The 17,411-nt window shown below is 65.8% G+C and carries 16 protein-coding genes; 7 read left to right on the forward strand and 9 right to left on the reverse strand.

Annotated features, from left to right (window positions below):
* Positions 1 to 291: 291 nt before the first annotated feature.
* On the forward strand, positions 292 to 642 hold the full coding sequence (locus CA951_RS01240; RefSeq protein ID WP_087555326.1) for an HNH endonuclease: 351 nt from the start codon (positions 292 to 294) through the stop codon (positions 640 to 642).
* Between the two features lie 39 nt (positions 643 to 681).
* The gene (locus CA951_RS01245; RefSeq protein WP_087555105.1) at positions 682 to 2,052 is read left to right on the forward strand and encodes an MFS transporter; all 1,371 of its coding nucleotides are present in this window, start codon (positions 682 to 684) and stop codon (positions 2,050 to 2,052) included.
* 21 nt (positions 2,053 to 2,073) lie between these two features.
* Here the strand turns inward: CA951_RS01245 and CA951_RS01250 are convergent, their stop codons facing one another.
* Positions 2,074 to 2,997: a LysR family transcriptional regulator gene (locus tag CA951_RS01250; protein ID WP_087555106.1), complete on the reverse strand. Its 924-nt coding sequence runs from the start codon at positions 2,995 to 2,997 to the stop codon at positions 2,074 to 2,076.
* A 186-nt stretch (positions 2,998 to 3,183) separates the two neighbouring features.
* Here CA951_RS01250 and CA951_RS01255 point away from each other — a divergent pair, with 186 nt between their 5' ends.
* On the forward strand, positions 3,184 to 4,470 hold the full coding sequence (locus CA951_RS01255; RefSeq protein WP_179220072.1) for a glutamate dehydrogenase: 1,287 nt from the start codon (positions 3,184 to 3,186) through the stop codon (positions 4,468 to 4,470).
* A gap of 24 nt (positions 4,471 to 4,494) precedes the next feature.
* Here the strand turns inward: CA951_RS01255 and CA951_RS01260 are convergent, their stop codons facing one another.
* Positions 4,495 to 5,157 (reverse strand): TetR/AcrR family transcriptional regulator, encoded by a 663-nt coding sequence (locus tag CA951_RS01260; protein WP_087555107.1) that lies wholly within the window; start codon positions 5,155 to 5,157, stop codon positions 4,495 to 4,497.
* 63 nt (positions 5,158 to 5,220) lie between these two features.
* On the opposite strand from CA951_RS01260, the gene CA951_RS01265 reads away from it, so the two are divergent.
* Positions 5,221 to 6,039 (forward strand): alpha/beta fold hydrolase, encoded by an 819-nt coding sequence (locus CA951_RS01265; RefSeq protein WP_087555108.1) that lies wholly within the window; start codon positions 5,221 to 5,223, stop codon positions 6,037 to 6,039.
* A 25-nt stretch (positions 6,040 to 6,064) separates the two neighbouring features.
* Here CA951_RS01265 and CA951_RS01270 read toward each other — a convergent pair whose 3' ends face one another.
* From CA951_RS01270 to CA951_RS01285, 4 genes are all read right to left on the reverse strand, one after another.
* Complete coding sequence (locus tag CA951_RS01270) at positions 6,065 to 7,297, reverse strand: RNA polymerase sigma factor (protein ID WP_087555109.1); 1,233 nt, start codon at positions 7,295 to 7,297, stop codon at positions 6,065 to 6,067.
* On the reverse strand, positions 7,294 to 7,617 hold the full coding sequence (locus CA951_RS01275; RefSeq protein WP_087555110.1) for a YciI family protein: 324 nt from the start codon (positions 7,615 to 7,617) through the stop codon (positions 7,294 to 7,296). The genes CA951_RS01270 and CA951_RS01275 overlap by 4 nt, the downstream gene beginning before the upstream one ends.
* 53 nt (positions 7,618 to 7,670) lie before the next feature.
* On the reverse strand, positions 7,671 to 8,291 hold the full coding sequence (locus CA951_RS01280) for a dihydrofolate reductase family protein (RefSeq protein ID WP_087555111.1): 621 nt from the start codon (positions 8,289 to 8,291) through the stop codon (positions 7,671 to 7,673).
* A gap of 191 nt (positions 8,292 to 8,482) precedes the next feature.
* On the reverse strand, positions 8,483 to 9,094 hold the full coding sequence (locus tag CA951_RS01285; protein WP_179220073.1) for a TetR family transcriptional regulator: 612 nt from the start codon (positions 9,092 to 9,094) through the stop codon (positions 8,483 to 8,485).
* Positions 9,095 to 9,418: 324 nt separating this feature from the next.
* Between CA951_RS01285 and CA951_RS01290 the strand changes: the two genes are divergently transcribed.
* Positions 9,419 to 11,596, forward strand: a complete 2,178-nt coding sequence (locus CA951_RS01290) for an FUSC family protein (protein WP_143542957.1) — start codon at positions 9,419 to 9,421, stop codon at positions 11,594 to 11,596.
* A gap of 251 nt (positions 11,597 to 11,847) precedes the next feature.
* Here CA951_RS01290 and CA951_RS01295 read toward each other — a convergent pair whose 3' ends face one another.
* Both CA951_RS01295 and CA951_RS01300 read right to left on the reverse strand, forming a co-directional pair.
* Positions 11,848 to 12,957, reverse strand: a complete 1,110-nt coding sequence (locus tag CA951_RS01295; RefSeq protein WP_087555114.1) for an NDMA-dependent alcohol dehydrogenase — start codon at positions 12,955 to 12,957, stop codon at positions 11,848 to 11,850.
* Positions 12,958 to 13,014: 57 nt separating this feature from the next.
* Positions 13,015 to 14,487: an aldehyde dehydrogenase family protein gene (locus CA951_RS01300; RefSeq protein ID WP_087555115.1), complete on the reverse strand. Its 1,473-nt coding sequence runs from the start codon at positions 14,485 to 14,487 to the stop codon at positions 13,015 to 13,017.
* A 342-nt stretch (positions 14,488 to 14,829) separates the two neighbouring features.
* Here CA951_RS01300 and CA951_RS01305 point away from each other — a divergent pair, with 342 nt between their 5' ends.
* On the forward strand, positions 14,830 to 16,002 hold the full coding sequence (locus CA951_RS01305; protein WP_087555116.1) for an epoxide hydrolase family protein: 1,173 nt from the start codon (positions 14,830 to 14,832) through the stop codon (positions 16,000 to 16,002).
* A 95-nt stretch (positions 16,003 to 16,097) separates the two neighbouring features.
* Here the strand turns inward: CA951_RS01305 and CA951_RS43945 are convergent, their stop codons facing one another.
* Positions 16,098 to 16,817 (reverse strand): amino acid permease, encoded by a 720-nt coding sequence (locus CA951_RS43945; protein WP_143542958.1) that lies wholly within the window; start codon positions 16,815 to 16,817, stop codon positions 16,098 to 16,100.
* Here CA951_RS43945 and CA951_RS01315 point away from each other — a divergent pair.
* Positions 16,750 to 17,376, forward strand: coding sequence for an MspA family porin (locus CA951_RS01315; protein ID WP_256973179.1), 627 nt, complete (start codon positions 16,750 to 16,752; stop codon positions 17,374 to 17,376). The genes CA951_RS43945 and CA951_RS01315 overlap by 68 nt on opposite strands.
* The last annotated feature ends 35 nt before the right edge of the window (positions 17,377 to 17,411 follow it).

Raw genomic sequence — 17,411 nt, forward strand, 5'->3', positions numbered from 1 at the left:
GGGCACTCCTTCCGGCGTCTGGTCACGTCGAAACCGGACTCGTTTGCCGGTTTCCGACGTTCGCGGTGCAGTCGCGGAGGGCTGATGGCCGGGTACGGCGGATCAGCTCCGGGACAGCGAATGTGAAGTAGAACACTCTCATTCGGGACCCGGTATGCGGCTACACCAATGTGCCCCAGTCTTGGAAACCGCGAGGTGCGGTTTGCCCCTCTCGGCCTGGCACTGCCGTCCGGCACGTCGCGGGCGGTGGGAGCCCTGGCGCTCGCCGAGCCATTCGGTCACGATCGACTGGTGGACCGTGCCGCCAGACTTGCCCTCGCCGTCGACCGGCAAGGTGGGCGATGCCTGTGGTGTGGTCGGCGTTTCGGGCCGTTGATTCCGCCCACCACCGAACATCTGGTGCCGCGGCTCAAGGGTGGGCCCAGCATCGTGGCCAATGAGGCCGCGGCGTGCCGGCGGTGCAACGCGGACCGTGGCCACATCGGTCCGGTCGACTGGCTCGCGCAGTGCCGGCGCCGCCATGGATGGGCACCACAGGCGACCCTGCTCGCGACGCTGCTGAATGCGTTGGACATCGAACTCGAGAACGTGGGTGGTCATCGGCGTGCCAGGCGGTACCTGTCCAGCCAACTACGACGCTGACTCGCCCAGTGTGGTCGGTCGGTCCGTTATCGTCTACGGATGAGCGATGACGTGACTCGGTCTGGTCCAACCCGCGCTCCGACGAGCACCCGGCGGGCGGTGCTCAACACGATGAAGGGTTCGGCAGGAAACCTCGTCGAGTGGTACGACGTGTACATCTACACGGTCTTCGCGACGTATTTCGAGGCGCAATTCTTCGACGAGAACGACTCCAACTCCACGGTGTACATCTATGCGATCTTCGCGGTCACCTTCGTCATGCGACCGGTGGGGTCCTGGTTCTTCGGCCGGTTCGCCGACCGTCGTGGCCGCAAGGCTGCCCTGATGCTCAGCATCACCATCATGTCGTCGTGTTCCTTCCTGGTGGCGGTCATGCCGACACGCGAAACCATCGGGTATTGGGCAGCAGTCATTTTGGTCCTCGCCCGGCTTGTGCAGGGATTCGCCACGGGTGGCGAGTACGGCACCTCGGCGACGTACATGTCCGAAGCAGCGACGGCGAATCGGCGTGGCTTCCTGTCGTCGTTCCAGTACGTGACCCTCGTGGGCGGTCACGTCCTCGCGCAGTTCACGCTCCTGATCGCGCTCAGCGTTCTCGACGTCGACGCGTTGCACGATTGGGGATGGCGGATCGGCTTCTTCATCGGCGGCGTCGCCGCCCTGGTCGTGCTGTGGATTCGGCGTTCGATGGACGAGTCGCTCAGCGAGTCGCATCTGAAGGCCATCCGTGCCGGTGAGGACCGGACGGCGGGTTCGTTGAAGGCGTTGTTCACCCGACACTGGCGTCCGCTGCTGCTGGTGTTCCTCATTACCGCGGGTGGCACGGTCGCGTTCTACACCTACAGTGTCAACGCGCCGGCGATCGTCAAGTCCACCTTCGGCGACGACCGGGCGCTGACGGCAACGTGGATCAACCTGATCGGACTGATCTTGCTGTTGCTGCTGCAGCCGGTCGGCGGCATCATCAGCGACCACGTCGGGCGCAAGCCGCTGCTGATCTTCTTCGGTGTGGGTGGCGTCCTCTACACCTATGTCCTGCTCACCTACCTTCCGAAGACCACCTCGCCGCTGTCGGCGTTCGCGCTGGTCGCGGTCGGCTACATCATCCTCACCGGGTACACCTCGATCAACGCGATCGTGAAGGCGGAGCTGTTCCCCGCCGACATCCGTGCCCTGGGTGTGGGGCTGGGTTACGCGCTCGCGAACTCCGTCTTCGGCGGTACGGCGCCGCTCCTGTATCAGGCGTCCAAGTCGGGCGGCCACGTCGCCTGGTTCATCGTCTACGTGACGGTCGTGATCGGGATCAGCCTGCTGGTCTACATCTTCGGGCTGAAGAACAAGGCGGTCACCGTGCTCGATCGCGAACAGGGGAGCGCGTGGGGCGTGCCCGTGTCTTCGGGTCCACGCTGATTTACGTGGTGTCGTCGTCGGCTACGGGTACGGCGACCCCGCGGCGAGCCCCTGTGCAGCCGCCGCGGCACGCACGGCGTCGATCACCAGTTGCAGCGGCTGTCGGTGCGCTTCCGTCCCGCGATGGGCGATGGAGATCGTCCGCATGACCGGTTCGGTGAGCGCGACGACATCCATGCCCGGCGGGCGCAGTGTCAGTCCGAGATCGGAGACGAGGGTGACCCCCAGACCCGCGGACACCATTGCGAGCGCCGTCGCCTGCTCGCCGACCTCGTGGTTGATCTTCGGTTCGAATCCGCAACGCTGACAGGCGGAGCGCACCGCGCGGCCGAAATGCGACGTGGGTCCCGCGAGGATCCAGGGATGCTCGGCGAGGTCCGCCAGCGCCATGGTTCTGGCGGACACCGTTCCCGGAGGCAGCGCTGCGTGCAGTCGCTCCACGGCGATCACCACTCGGGTCAACTCGGGGTCCCACGGCATCGGGTAGTCGGAGTAGTTGATCACGAACGAGAAGTCCAGCGAGCCGTCCCGGACTGCGACCGCGGTGTCCTCCGGCGCGAGTTCCTTCGTCCGCACCTCGATGCCGGGATGTTCGGCGGCCAGCAACGACAGCGCACTCGGCAGCAGGCCCGACGCGACGGACGCCCACACGCCGACGGTCAATCGGGCGGTGACGCCCTCCTGCGTTTGTTCGAGGGCGGAGGTCGCGCGGTCCACCGACCGCATGATCTCCTCGGCGTGCTCGGCGAGGAGCAGGCCGATCTCGGTGAGCTGTACCCGCCGACCGCGCCGCTCGAATAGCTTTGCGCCGACGTCGCGTTCGAGCTGGGTGAGCTGTTGGGATACCGCGGAGGTGGTGTAGTGCAGGGCCTGCGCGGCGGCTGTCACGGTGCCTCGGCGATGCAACTCCCGAAGCATCCGCAACCGGCGCAGAGACAGCTCCATGCCCCCACCCTATGCATCCGGTCCGAACCGTCAATCGGACCACGCGGTGCGCTGTGTAGAAAGCGTGAACGCAATCATTCAAGATTCTTAACTGGACGCCTGGTCACCGGGGCGCGCACTCTGACGTCATCGGCTGAATGGTCGAAAACGGCGAAGTTTTTCCGAGGACGATTGGGGTAACTCGAGGTGACGACGACGACGGAACCCGGGTTCGGGCGCATCCCCGAGCACCGTGAGTACGACCACCGTGAGAACACTGCGACGCAGCGTCGGGTCGACGTGGCGACCGTGCACAGCGGTGAGCCCCTGCTACGTATGACGTGGACTGATCCGGTCACCGGAGCTCGGGGCTACCTCGTCGTGCACTCGTTGGTGTCCGGCCTGGCCACCGGGGGCACCCGCATGCGGGCAGGCTGCACGATGTCGGAGGTGGAGGACCTGGCCACCGGCATGGCCGCCAAGACCGCGGTTTTCGACCTGCCTGTCGGCGGCGCGAAGGGCGGCATCGACTTCGACCCCAAGGACCCCCGCGCCGTCGGTGTGCTGGAGCGGTTCTGTCAGGCGATGCGCCCGTGGCTGGACGCGCACTGGGTGACCGCGGAGGATCTGGGGGTGCCGCAGCATCTGATCGACGACGTCTTCGCGCGGCTGGGCCTTCAGCAGTCGTACCATGCAGCGATCAGGCGTGCGGACGATCCGCAGAGGACTCTGCGCCGGGTGCACGCCGCGTTGAACGCCCCGGTGCCCGGCGGGTTTCTGCTGGGCGACGTGATCGGCGGCTACGGCGTCGCGCAGGCCTGCATCGGCACGGTGAATGCCTGTGGATGGGCTCCGGCCGACACCACGGTGGCAATCCAGGGGATCGGCACCATGGGGGGCGGCGCGGCCTGGTATCTGCACGAGGCCGGAATGCGCGTGGTTGCTGTCGCCGACGCCGTCGGCACGCTGTACTGTCCCGACGGCCTGGACGTTCCCGCGCTGCTCGACCTGCGGAACGGCTACGGCGAGATCGACCGCTCCCGCGTCCCCTCGCATGTTCAGCGGTTGCCGCGCGCGGCTGTAATCGCCACTGCGGCAGACATCCTCGTCCCGGCCGCGATCTCCTATGCGATCACGGCGGACAACGTCGACCTCGTCGCCGCGAAAGTCGTGATCGAAGCGGCGAATGCCGCGACGACCCCGCAGGCCGAGGCGGTGCTCACCGGCCGGGGGATTCCGGTGGTCCCGGATTTCGTCGCCAATGCCGGAGCAGTCGCCTGGGCCTGGTGGGTACTGCTCGGTCACGTCGGCGCCGACCCGGAGGACTCGTTCCTGCGGTTGCGGACCGAGATGCTGGCCAAGATCGCGTTGCTGCTCGGGCAGTGGATGCTGGACGGCGTGACGCCGCGGCACACCGCGTCGGATCTCGTCGCGGCCAACCGCCGCGCGCCGGCACCGGGCGATCCTCTGGCAGTGCCGCTCACCATCCCGTAAACGGTCCGGCGAACGGCTCCGTTCTCAGGACAGCAGACCGATCAGCAGGCTGCGCAAGGCATCCTCGAAGAGGTCCCGATCCGTGGGCGGAGGGGTGGCGTCCGCGGAGATCGCCCTGGCCACGTGCGGGTAGGCATGGCTGTCGATCGGGGGAAGTGCGGGCTGCGACGCGAGCTCGCTGCGAGCGAACAACGTCGTGACTCCCGTTGCCATCGCAATCGCTTCGAATTTTGCCCGACCGGAGGCCGTGACCGGTTCGAGTACCAGCAGGCAGTGGTCCAGCCACGCCAGGGCTTCGGGGCCGAAGGCGGGCGATTGCTGGGTGACGTCGACGAGCCAGGAGTGACGCCGATACAGCTGCAACTGTCGGCGGGACATCTCGACCATGGCGTCGAGCCACTGATCATGGCCGGCTGGGTACGGGCGGAGCTCGCGCATGACGTGATCGGTCATGAGCGCGAGAAGTTCGTCGCGTGATGCCACGTACCGGTACAGCGACGCTGCGCCCGTATCCAGCGCCGCGGCAACGGCCCGCATGGACAGGCCGGCCAGTCCTTCGTTGTCCGTGAGTGTTATTGCGGCTACGGCGATGTCGTCACGGCTGTGCGTGGGGACCGGACCTCGTCGACGCCGCGGCGTCTCCCCGGCGGAGGCTGTGCGTTTGCGGGGTCGGTGTGGATCGCTCACCTCACAATCCTAAACTGCGAACACTGTTTGCTATTGTTTGTGTACGCACTCAGGGAGGCAGCGATGCAAGAGCGGGTTGAACGAGCGGGCGACGTCGTCCTGCACACAGTTGGTGACGGCCCCGCTCTGGTGGTCGTTCATGGTGGCGGGGTGACGATCGATTCCTACCGCCGACTGGCGCGCAAACTGTCGGACAGGTTCACCGTGCACCTCTACAACCGACGCGGACGCGGAGATGCGCCGCCCCGTTCGGAACCCTACGACGTTCAGGAGGACGTCGACGACCTGCGGACGGTGCTCGAAAACACCGGCGCAACTGACGTTATCGGCCACAGCAGCGGTGGGTTCATCGCCCTGACGGCTGCCCTGCAACTGCCCATCGCGCGTCTCGCGCTCTACGACGCAGCAGTGTCCGTGAACGGTCTCTTCCCCGCGCAGTGGCTGGAAGGCGCCAGAGCAGCGGCCCGGGACGGCGACGTTGCCCGCGCGATGGCGATCACCGGGGCCGGCATCAACACCCAGTCGCGGGCGAGCACCCTGCCACTGGGGGTGCAGATCGCCATGAGCCGACTGTTGTTGCGCACTCCCGTCGGGCGCACCATGGGTGCCTTGTTGCCCATGACGTTGGACGAGTCGCAGGCAATCGCACGCGCCGACGGTCCGGCGAGTCGCTGGGCGGGGGTGACCGCGGAGGTTCTGTTGGTGAGGGGTGCGGACGGACCGCCCTACTACGAACAACTCAACGATGCCCTTGCTGCCGCACTGCCCCACGGCCGTGCAGCAGCGGTCCGCGGGGGCCATGACGGCATCAACCGCGCCTCGGCCCAGCTGATCCGGACGTTCGCGGAATTCTTCGGACCTACGGCGCACGGTCAACGCTGAACATGCGCGCGTCGTGTCGAGAGCGCTACCGCAGTTGGTCGCGGCGGCGTGTCAGGTAGGCGGTCTCGGCGGTGTTGCCCGCCAGGTCGATTGCTTTGTCGTAGGCGGCGCGCGACTCCTGACTGCGGCCGACCCGGCGGAGCAGGTCGGCGCGGGTGGCATGGTAGGCGTGGTAGCCGGCCAACGCGGGTTCGAGACGGTCGACGGTTGCCAGTGCCACCTCCGGGCCGTCGAGTTCGGCGACCGCGACGGCCCGGTTGAGGGCGATGATCGGCGAGGGGTCGATGCGGACGAGTTGGTCGTAGAGGGCGAGGATCTGCGACCAGTCGGTGTCGCGCATGTCGCGGGCGGAGGTGTGGACGGCGTTGATCGCGGCGAGGATCTGGTAGCGACCCGGCACGATCCCGGCGGCGGCAGCGGCGAGGCGCTCGCGGACCAGTCGATGGCCCTCGGTGATCAGCGTCGTGTCCCAGGCTGCGCGGTCCTGCTCGTCGAGGGCGACCAGTTCGCCGCCGGCCGAAACCCGGGCGTTGCGGCGGGATTCGGTGAGCAGCATCAGCGCCAGCAGCCCGGTCACCTCGCCATCGTCGGGGAGTAGGGCTCGGATCAGGCGGGTGAGCCGGATCGCCTCGGCGGTCAGGTCGTGACGGACCGGATCGGTATCGGAGCCGGTGGCCAGGTAGCCCTCGTTGAACACGAGGAACAGGACAGCGAGGACGCCGGACACCCGTGCGGGGAGATCGTCGGCGGACGGTACCAGATAGGGGATACGTGCCGCCTTGATCTTGTCCTTCGCGCGGGTGATCCGCCGCCCCATGGCACTCTCGGTGACCAGGAACGCGCGGGCGATTTCGGGGACGGTCAGACCGCCGACCATGCGTAACGTCAGTGCCGCGCGGGCTTCCATCGCCAGCGCCGGGTGACAGCAGGTGAAGATCAGCCGGAGTCGGTCGTCGTCGATGGCGCCGAGAGGCTCGGGCGGGTCGTCGTGCACCATCTGAGCCTCCTTGTGTTTGTCGTCGCGCTTGTTCTCGCGACGGATCCGGTCGATGGCCTTGTGGTTGGCGGTGGTGGTGAGCCAGGCGCCGGGGTTGGGGGGTACGCCGTCGGCCGGCCACCGCTCCACGGCGGTCGCGAACGCCTCCGCGGCCGCGTCCTCGGCGATGTCGAGGTCGCCGAAACGTCGGGTCAGGGCGGCGACTACCCGGGCCCACTCCTCGTGGTGGGCCCGGGTGATCGCCTCGCGGACCTCGCTCACTGGAATGGCCGCACCTCGATCTTGCGGTCGCAGATCTTCGACGCCTCGGCGGCGAGTTCGAGCGCGACATCCAGGTCGGGGGCCTCCCACACCCAGACGCCGGCAAGGTACTCCTTCGACTCCACGAACGGCCCGTCGCTGAACACCGCCTGCTCGCCCCGGTTGTCGATGACCGTGGCCGTGGTGGTGTCGGCGAGTCCGCCCGCGAAAACCCAGTAGCCGTCGGCGATCAGTCGCTCGTTGAACGCACTGATGTCGGGCTGCCGGTCCGTGCTGCCGGGATTGCTCTTGTCATCGATCACGGAAACCAGATACTGCATCTCAAAGACCCTCTCCTGTGGTGTCGGACTGTGTGGTGTATCGGTTGGGGATTTCACGCCGTTGCGTACTGCGGGCGCCCGGCCGGCCGGTAGACCTGGATCGTCACGCCCTTGGAGTCGACTCGCGACTCGACCAGGTCGAGCGCAAGGTCAGGTCCGGACTCGGGGAACAACCGCGCACCCTGGCCGAGGACCACGGGGACGACGATCAGGGTCATCTCGTCGATCAGATCGTTCTGCAGCAACCACCGGGTCAGGGTGCCGCTGCCGTGTACCTGCAGCTCACCTCCCGGTGTGGCCTTCAGGTCCGCGATGGCGGTGGCGAGGTCGTCGGACAGGACGGTGGTGCCGGACCATTCGGGATCGGCGAGCGTGGTCGATGCCACGTACTTGGGCTGTGTGTTCAATGCCTGCAGAACGGGCTCCCAGCCGGGGACATCCTGCTCCGTCAAGGACCCCCAGGAGCCCGCGAACAGCTCGTAGGTCCGGCGGCCGAGCAGGAACGCGTCGGCACGCTGGTAGGTCTGGTTGATGAACGCGTGGGTGTCGTTGTCACCCTTGCCCCGGGACCATCCGCCGCGGTCGAATCCGTTTCTGCGGTCCTCGTCCGACGCGCCGCCGTTTCCCTGCATCACTCCGTCGAGGGTTACCTGGGTCATGGTGGTGAGCTTCATGGTCGCGGTTCCTTTGCCTCGGCGCCGCCCCTTGTGGGCGGCCTCACCCCTTCTACGAACGCCACCGCCCCGATCGGACACCGCCTCCCGGATTTCTTCGAAGAACTTTTCCGTTCCTCTGCCACGCGGTGCGGCCGGGCCGCTCAGACCAAGGGCGAACCCGACGGCCCGCCAGTGAAGGCGGCAGATTGTCAGGTGGCGACGAAGCCCGATACGGCCATGTCGAACGCGGTGTCCAGAATGGCCAGCGGATCGGATGCGGAGTCCTCGGGGTTCCACTCCTCCAGAGCGGCCTGCATGACCGCGAGTGCGGTGCCGGCGAGGGTCTGTACGTAGAGACTGTCGGCGTCAAGACCGGTCCGCCGGGCGATTCCCTCGGTGACCGAGGCTTTCGTACGGCGGTTTCTGGCGGTGATCCTCGGGAGTAGCCGGGGATGCTGCCGCACCAGAAGTTGACGCTCGCGCCAGGTGTCGTGTCCCAGGAGTCGTTGGATACCCGCACGGAGAGTTTGATGCACCGCCCGCAGGGGTGCCTCCTCTGCCGGCCGGGCGGCGATGCGGTCCGCCAGCGACGCGCCGGGAAGGTCCTCGTCCCAGTCCAGGACGGCTTCGTCCTTGGACTCGAAGTAGTTGAAGAAGGTGCGTCGGGAGACTCCGGTTGCGTTGCAGATGTCGTTCACGGTGACCGAGTCCGGACCCCGCTTTACGTACAGGCGGACTGCCGCACGGTGCAGGGCCTCACGGGTCTGCTGCTTCTTGTGCTCCCTCAATCCGCCGCCGGCGCCGGCGTCCACACTGCTCACGCCCACCATGCTAGTGCCCATGCTCACCACCAATATGCACTAGTGCAAAATTGCACCAGCGCAGAAGAAAAGCTTAGACTCGCTAAGTACTGGCCTGACGAGCGAAGAGGACACGCTGTGACGAGAGCATCCGGCTGCCGTGTGGGCAAGTGCCCCACCTGCCGTCCGCCCTGGCCCCGACGTGTGTGTGACTATCTGAAGGCCACCGATCCGACCTTCGGCCGGCTGCGCGCCGGCTGGCGAATGCTGGTCTCGCTCCCGGCCGGCATGGCAGCGGGCCACGGAATGGCGGTGGCACTAGGACAGCCGGGCCTGCTCGGTCTGATGTTCGGCGGCACGCTGGGCATGCTGGTCGGATTGACTATCTCCGATCCCAAACCCCTGTGGTTGGCGGTCCGCTGCGTCTGGGGTCTGCCGGCCTTCCTGGCCGCAATGCTGCTCGCCTCCGCGCTCCACCCTTATCGCATACTCGCGCTCTGCGTTCTGGCCGTGATGTTGGGACTGCATGTGGCGGGACGCGGCCATCTCGGCGATTTCGGGCACGACATGGGGCTTTTCCTCTTCGCCGGATACCTCGGCGGACTTCTTGCGCCCCTTCCGGTATCAGCGTTCGAGTACCTGGGCCCGATATGCGTGGCGGCGGCCCTTGGTGTGGCCGCGGTACAGGTGCTGCTCTGCCGACCGCGCCCTCGGCACTTCCTGGCACATGTCGAACGCGGCTTCCTGGCCCGTACCCGGTACGTCGTACGGGGCGCCGAACGGCTGATCGTGGCGGGGCACCGAAACACTCGCGCGGCGAGCAGACTGAGCAACCAGATGCTCAGCCTCAATGAAGCGGCCATGCTGGTGGACGGCTACCTCTCCCAGCCGGCCTGCACGCTACCGGCGGGCCGCGCCGAAGACCTGCACCGACTGGTCTTCGACACGGAGCTGGCCGTGCAGGCGCTGGGACATGCGGTCCTGGAACTATGCCGTGGACCGCTGCCAGGCGAGGCGCGCACCCTGCTGGCGGCGGCCCTCGCCGACGTCCGACACGACGGTTGCCACCACGATGTCCCGGCCTCGGTCACGCCTCTGCTGGAGTGGCTCGCCCGGCACGAGAAGCGGTGCCGGATTCCGGCGGACGAGCCGCTCGTGTCCTTGCTCTACCAATTTGTCGCCGCACTCAGCGATCTTCACCGCGCCTGTGAGGCGTGGACCTCCGGCTCCGAGCCCGACGCCGCACCCGAAGCCGACGGCAGCGGCCCCCGCGACGGACGGTGCGCCTTCACCACGCCGATCTCCCTGGTGGCGGGTGATCTCTCCGGCACCACCCTGTTGTCGCACCGGACTCACGCCTCCGGTGGCAGGCACCGGACCCGGCGCGCCTGGCGGCCCAATGCCTCGCTGCGCAGCGCCATCCAGGTCACGGCTGCATTGGTGGTCGCCGTGCCGGTGGGTGACGCGGTCAGCGGTGACCGGTCCTACTGGGCCGCCATCGGCGCGCTGATCATTTTGACCGGTACAAACTCGGTACACGAGCGGATGCGCAAGCTGGCCAAACGCATCGTCGGAACGGTCATCGGCGGCCTCCTGGGAATCGGCTTCGTCGACCTTCTCGGGACAGCGCACCCCGAGGCCACGGTGATTCTGGTCTGCGTGGCTCTGTCGATCGGTGCCTACTCGATCAGCACCTACTACACGATCTGGGTCATCGGCCTGGTCGTCTCGCTTTTTCAGCTCTACGCCTACATTGGGGAATTCCACGATTCGCTGGCAGTCATCCGCTTGGCGGAGAACGTGATCGGTGCGGTCGCCGCCACCGCCGTCGCACTGGTAATCCTGCCCCTGGCTGCGGTCACCCTGCTGCGCCGCGCCCAGTCCGACCACCTGCGCTCACTGGCCACGCTGGTACGCGAGTGCGGTCGGGCGTGGACCGGTCCCGCCGGGGCCGCCGGCACCCGCGAGCATGCCCGAGCGGTGGATCAGGCGGCACATGAACTGCACCGGGTGTCCCAGTCGTTCGTCCGTCTGCCGGGCAGCGTCCATGGGGCGCGCGCCGAGGACGTTCGTATCACCCTGCGGCGTGCCGCCTATTACGCCCGGGAAATCGCGGGCAGTGGCGGGTGGTCGCTAACCTCTTGGCAGCGAGCGCATCTGCTCGACATCACCTCCAACCTGGCCAGATCGATCGACGTTCTCGCCGAGACGGTATCGGGCAATCTCACCGCGTCCACCGCGGTTCCCGACCGGCCCTGGATTCGCAGCGCCGACCGCATCTGGCGGATGGACCGGAAACTGACACCGTGCACGGCCAACGCCGAACTGCGCCGCACCCTTCACTACCTGGGCGACCTGGACGACCTTCTGGCCGGCCTCGCCGCGCGGCTGTCCGTGAACGTCCACGGCACCGACTTCCGCACCGGCACCGCCGCCCACCGCCACGAGCTGCTCATTCTCCGCGCGGAACAGTCGTTGGCCGTGGCGCCCACCTCGCCAAACGAAAACCGAGTCCGATTATGAGCACGCCAACACGAAACCTGATGACGGAGAACGGTGTGTAGCCCGTTTCGTCGGTGGGCGCCCGCGTAGAACGCGAAGTCGATGACAGGTGAGTGGCGCTCGACTGTCACCGCCTCAGGTGAACCAGGCAACTGCGACCGGCGCCGTAAACCCCAGGCGCCGTAGCTGGTCGACGGCATTCTCACCACTTCACCACAGCCGCCGTCGTCGCGGCCCGGCTGCAACCGGGCCGCGATCGAGGGCAGGTGAGCTCAGAAGCGAATCAGGCCTCTGATGTTCTTGTTGTCAAGCATGTCCTTGTAACCTTGTTCCACTTCGTCAAGCGTGTACTCCTGCGTGATCAGCTCGTCGAGCATGAGTTGGCCGCTCTTGTAGAGTTCGATCAACCTCGGGATCTCCTCGAACGGGTTGCAATTGCCGTACACCGCGCCCTGGATGCGCTTCGCATACATGGCGAGGACTGCACCGGAGGTGTGAATGTTCTTCTCGTCGAATGGGCCGACTCCGGTAACTACGACCGTCCCGGCCTTTCGGATCGAGTCGATCGCGTTCGACAGGATCTCTTCGGTGACAACCCCTGCTGTGACGATCGCGCTGTCCGCCCCGACACCGTGTGTGAGGTCCTGGACCGCTTGTTGCGCTTCTTCGGCGCTCGCGAACGTGTGGGTGGCCCCAAATTTCTTCGAGCTTTCCCGCTTGAAGTCGGAGGGGTCAACGACTACTACGTTGAGAGCGTTGCGGATACGAGCCCCCTGGACGGCATTCATGCCGACCCCGCCGGAGCCGAAAATCACGACTGTATCGCCGGGCTCGATGTTTGTGGCGTGCACTGCGGAGCCGTAGCCTGTCGGAACGCCGCAGCCTATGAGTGCCAACGGCCCGAGCGGAACACTCTTGTCCTCAATCTTCACGCACGAGAACTGCGATACGGTCGCAAACTCGGAGAATGTGCCGAGCATGCATACACCGCCGGCGTCCAGGCCGTCGTGGTGAAAACGGTACGTCCCGTCCAGGAGTTGGCCGTCCAGGATGTTGGCCCCGCGATCACACAGGTTGCTCTGCCCCCGGCTACACCAACGACAGTGACCGCACACAGGGAGGAAGGACAGGACGACGTGGTCGCCGGGCACCAAGTGCTGGACGCCCTCGCCCACCATCTCCACAATGCCTGCACCCTCGTGCCCCGTCACGCATGGGGTTCGGACCGGGAACGTGCCGTCCCGAAAGTGCTCGTCTGAGTGACAGAGGCCGGATGCGACCATCCGGATCATCACTTCACCGGCCTTGGGAGGGTCGACGTCGATTTCAGTCACTTGGAGTGATGCACCCGTCTCGAGCAGAAGAGCCGCGCGTGTCTTCATCTGAATTTCTCCGTTTCTGCAGTTGGGTCATGGTTCGGGTAGGTGGATAAGAGTCGGTCAGTTGACCGGAAGTGCAATCGATTTGATGTTGGTGAGCTCGAGAAGACCCTCGATTCCGCCTTCGCGACCGAACCCGGACTGCTTCATTCCGCCGAAGGGTGCTGTCAAGCAGGGGAATGTCCCGTTGATAGCGAAGGCTCCGGACCGGACCCTTCGTGCCACATCCAGTGCCAGGGCTTCGTCCTGAGTGAAGATCGAACCAGCGAGCCCATACTTGGAGGCGTTCGCGAGGTCGACTGCCTCGTCGATACTGTCGAAGGGAATCACACTGAAAACGGGACCGAAGACCTCTTCCTGTGCGACTTCCATGTCATTCTTGACGTTCGTCAACAGTGTGGGCGTCAGGAAATGCCCTTCCGGAAACTCGGGGGGCCGGGTCCCCCCACAGGCGACCTGCGCACCTTCATCGACAGCCCGACTGATATAGCCTTCGGCCCGTTCCCTTGCCCGTTTCGACGCGAGCGGACCCCACACTGTCTCAGGATCGAGCGGGTCACCGATTTTGACATCCGAGAAGAAGGACACCAACCTCTCCACCAGCTCATCGTGAAGAGCGCGAGCCACCAGGATCCTGCTCATTGCTATGCACATCTGGCCGCTCATCATGGTCAATCCACCGGCCAAGACGGGCACGACGTCCTCGAGGTTGGCGTCAGGCGCGATGATCGCGGCCGACTTACCCCCCAGTTCGAGCGTGACCCGAGCCATCCGATCCGAGCACACCTTCATGATCTCAGCGCCGATCTCGGTTCCGCCTGTGAAGTGCACAGCTGCAACGTCTGGGTGAGCGACCAGGTAGCGACTCACGTCGGCCTCACCGGCGAGAATACTCAGCAGGCCGGAAGGCAACTCAGCCTCGGCGGCGGCGTCAGCGAAAAGGTAACCGAGCATGCGGTTCTCCGGTGGCAGCTTCACAATGCAGGGGTTTCCCGCCAGGAGCGCCGGGATGACAACCATGCCCATCTCTACCAGGGGCCCGTTATACGTGAGAATCGCAACGGACGGTCCTATCCCTTCGTGCCGAACCTCCACTTTGCCGAGCGGTGTGTCGCGAACTTCGTTCAGTGACATCGACGCGGTCAACGCCAGGGTGTCCCCCCAACTGGCCTGAGCTGCCGCGGTGAATGCTGCGCCGGTTTGGACAGGGATGCCGGTCTCCATCGCCCAGACCCTCTCCATGTCCAATGACCGGGAGTCGAGGGCTTTGCACAGCCGACCGATGTGTTCGCGTCGCTCGGAAAGCGCCAGTCGATTCCATCCGTCGAACGCCCGATCCGCTGCCTCCACGGCGACTCGGGCATCCTCGATGCCCGGCAACGGAAGCGTACAAATGTGAGAGGCGTCGGTAGGGCTTACGACGTCAGCCATGCCGGTCCCCGCCGGCTCGACCCACTCGCTCCCGATGAACAGCTCGCCGGAGTGTGGAACATGATTTTTGGTAGTCGATTTGACGGTGTGCGTTTGACTCATTGATGCCCCTCTCGTGTGTATCTACGAAGGTCGACTGGGACCAACAACCGGCCTACAGTGCAAGCCAATGTGATGTGACCGACGTAGGGGTTTCCTCTATACGGAATGAACGGGCCTTCTTTGGCGGTGCGAATTGTCCGGTCGCTGGACCGCACGGTCGATATGGTGCAACAGGCCGGGCGTGACCAGAAGTCGTTGACAGTGGGCTGATCTCCGGGGCTGCGTCCGCATCGGAACTGACCAGTGAAATCATTCGCGGTTTCATCGGCAGTTCCTGAATAGGTTCCCGAAGCCGTCATACCTGGCTAGTCTGGAGCGGTTCGACGGTGACCAGGAGGTCTCATGCCCCGCCTGACCAGCGACATGCAAGCATTTGAAGCCCACGCAACTGACGCCGACCTCGACGATCTGCGCGCGCGATTAGCCGCGGCGCGACTACCGGAGGCCGAGACGGTCTATCGCGCCGCGCCGGACCCTCGCCGATGGGAGCAGGGCGTTCCTCTCGCCGACCTCGTCGAGGTCGTGGACTACTGGCGCACCGGATACAACTGGCGGTCGTTCGAGGAGCGCCTCAACCGGATCGGCCAGTTCCGCACGATCATTGACGATCTGGGGATCCACTTCCTGCACCGCCGATCCGCGCGCGCCGATGCCACTCCGCTGATCCTGACGCACGGCTGGCCCGGCAGCATTGCCGAGTTCGTGGATGTGGTGGACGAACTGGCAGATCCGACAGATGCGGACGCGCCGGCGTTCCACGTCGTGGTCCCGTCGCTACCGGGCTTCGGTTACAGCGACAAGCCGGCCACCACCGGATGGGGAACCGAAAAGATCGCGGCCGCATGGGTGGAACTGATGGGACGGCTCGGCTACGGCAAGTTCGTAGCCCACGGCGGCGATTGGGGAGGCAACATCACCACGGTCCTCGGCGGCAGGTTCCCGGCGCACGTCCTCGGCATCCACACACTGTTCGCGGAGGCACCACCCGGGTTGACGACGGACATTCTGACGGCGGTCGAGCGCAGGTGGACCGAGGAAACCCGCGATTTCTGGCGCCACCGCGCTGCGTACGCGAAGCAGCAGGCGACCCGGCCGCAGACCATCGGTTACTCGCTCGTCGACTCACCGGTCGGGCTGCTCGCCTGGATCCTGGACAAGTTCGCCGAGTGGTCGGACACCGAAGGCAGCCCGTTCGAGACCATCTCCAGAGACAGAATTCTCGACGACGTCACCCTGTACTGGCTGACGCGGACCGGCGCATCGTCGGCTCGCATCTACTACGAAAGCCACAACTCGCTGGATCCCGAACTTCGGGTCGACGTCCCGTCGGCAATCACCATGTATCCCCGCGACATCGAGAAGTGCCCGCGCCCCTGGGCGCAGGAGCGATACCGGCAGATCGTCCGATGGAGGTCGCCCGAAACCGGGGGACATTTCCCGTCGCTGGAGGTCCCCGAGTACTTCGTCAAGGACCTGCAGGACGGCCTCGCGGCAGTGCTTGCCGCTGGTCGGTGAGCAGCGGACCGACTTATCGCCGGTACCGGAGGATCTGCGCACTCCGGTACCGACGCATGTTCAAAGCCCTTGGGTCGCTGCCGATAAAATTCGGATCACCGGGCAACGCCGTCCGGCTCCACCAGTGAGACATCGCCGATCTCCTCGGAGGCGAAACCACCCGGGCGCTGCCCGGTGCGATGTCGTCGCAGACTGAGTCGGAAGACGCCGATCAACGCAACGATGATGAAAGCCATCACATAGATCATCGTGCTGCTGACGCCCGGCGCCGCGTTCCGGACACCGTCGACGAGGACCCAGGCCATCGTCACCGCACCGAAACCCGATGCGATCCACAGGATCGGACGGAACTCGCGCTTGCGTACAGTGCCCACTATCGCGGCGAGCATGATCACGATGTACGGCAGCACCCAGAGGAAGATGACCAGCGTCGCTGTCATCGAGTACATGTCGAAGACGTTGCGCCGGGCAATCGAGAACACGAGAATCCACGCCAGGCTGACACCCGCTACGGCGACGATCGCGATATGCGGTACGCCTCTGCGTAAGTCGACCTTCTGCACGGCCGCGGGCAGCAGACCGTCACCGGCGAGGTTCTGCGCCAGCCGCGACGCATAGTTCAAGAATGCGAGCGTCGAACCGAGGGATGCAATCGCCAGAAACAGGTCACTGAACTGCCCGATCCAGATCGGCAGGCGTGAGAACGGTGTGCGTCTGGCCGCGGTCGGTGCCGCTGCTGCCGCGACCATGGGCTTCGTCTCCGTCGGTGCGGCGAACGCGGACACGTTCGTGCCGTTGCCCGGTGGTTCAACCATGCAGACGTTGGCGGACCGCACCGTGGTGACGGTGAACCTGACGGACGACACAGCGAACATTTCGCCGTCGATGGGTTCGACGCCGTTGCACCGCAACGTCTGGGTCTCCGGCAGGGCCGCCGTCGACCTCGAGGGCGACGGGGTGCAGTCCGCCTACATCTACCCGGGGTACGTGCTGGCCTGCCAGATCGACCTCGGTGCCGGCGTCGACGCGTCGGGCGGGGCGTCGATGTCGTGGGCAGATATGGCGGCGGGAACGGTCGGGAACCCGCTGGCGGCGGGTGCCGGTGGTGGCGTCACTCTCGGTCCCGGGCAGGCGGTACCGGTGGACGTTCTCGATCAGGAGTACGCCGACCCGTACGGAGCCGAGTCCCACTGGGGTGGAAACTATTTCGAAGGCCGGTCCGGTTCGGTGAGCTGGGTGGATTCGACCCTCGGTGTCAGTGGTTGCGCCGGCTATGCCCAGGCCCGGGCCTTCGTCAACGTCAACGTCGAGGTCGAGACCGAGAACGTCACCAGTACAGCCACACTCTGGGGTCAGCCCTTCAGTATCGGCTGATCAGGTGAAGGGATCGCGGACCGCGAAGCCGTAGG

The sequence above is a fragment of the Rhodococcus sp. NCIMB 12038 genome, from assembly GCF_002165735.1.
Classification (GTDB): Bacteria; Actinomycetota; Actinomycetes; order Mycobacteriales; family Mycobacteriaceae; genus Rhodococcus_F.

Excerpts from the sequence above, each read along its gene's own strand:
- CA951_RS01245 (WP_087555105.1), top strand. The coding sequence starts at position 682 with ATGAGCGATGACGTGACTCGGTCTGGTCCAACCCGCGCTCCGACGAGC.
- CA951_RS01275 (WP_087555110.1), bottom strand. The coding sequence starts at position 7,617 with ATGCAGTATCTGGTTTCCGTGATCGATGACAAGAGCAATCCCGGCAGC.
- CA951_RS01265 (WP_087555108.1), top strand. The coding sequence starts at position 5,221 with ATGCAAGAGCGGGTTGAACGAGCGGGCGACGTCGTCCTGCACACAGTT.
- CA951_RS01290 (WP_143542957.1), top strand. The coding sequence starts at position 9,419 with ATGTTCGGCGGCACGCTGGGCATGCTGGTCGGATTGACTATCTCCGAT.
- CA951_RS01250 (WP_087555106.1), bottom strand. The coding sequence starts at position 2,997 with ATGGAGCTGTCTCTGCGCCGGTTGCGGATGCTTCGGGAGTTGCATCGC.
- CA951_RS01295 (WP_087555114.1), bottom strand. The coding sequence starts at position 12,957 with ATGAAGACACGCGCGGCTCTTCTGCTCGAGACGGGTGCATCACTCCAA.
- CA951_RS01315 (WP_256973179.1), top strand. The coding sequence starts at position 16,750 with ATGGGCTTCGTCTCCGTCGGTGCGGCGAACGCGGACACGTTCGTGCCG.
- CA951_RS43945 (WP_143542958.1), bottom strand. The coding sequence starts at position 16,817 with ATGGTTGAACCACCGGGCAACGGCACGAACGTGTCCGCGTTCGCCGCA.
- CA951_RS01280 (WP_087555111.1), bottom strand. The coding sequence starts at position 8,291 with ATGAAGCTCACCACCATGACCCAGGTAACCCTCGACGGAGTGATGCAG.
- CA951_RS01305 (WP_087555116.1), top strand. The coding sequence starts at position 14,830 with ATGCCCCGCCTGACCAGCGACATGCAAGCATTTGAAGCCCACGCAACT.
- CA951_RS01300 (WP_087555115.1), bottom strand. The coding sequence starts at position 14,487 with ATGAGTCAAACGCACACCGTCAAATCGACTACCAAAAATCATGTTCCA.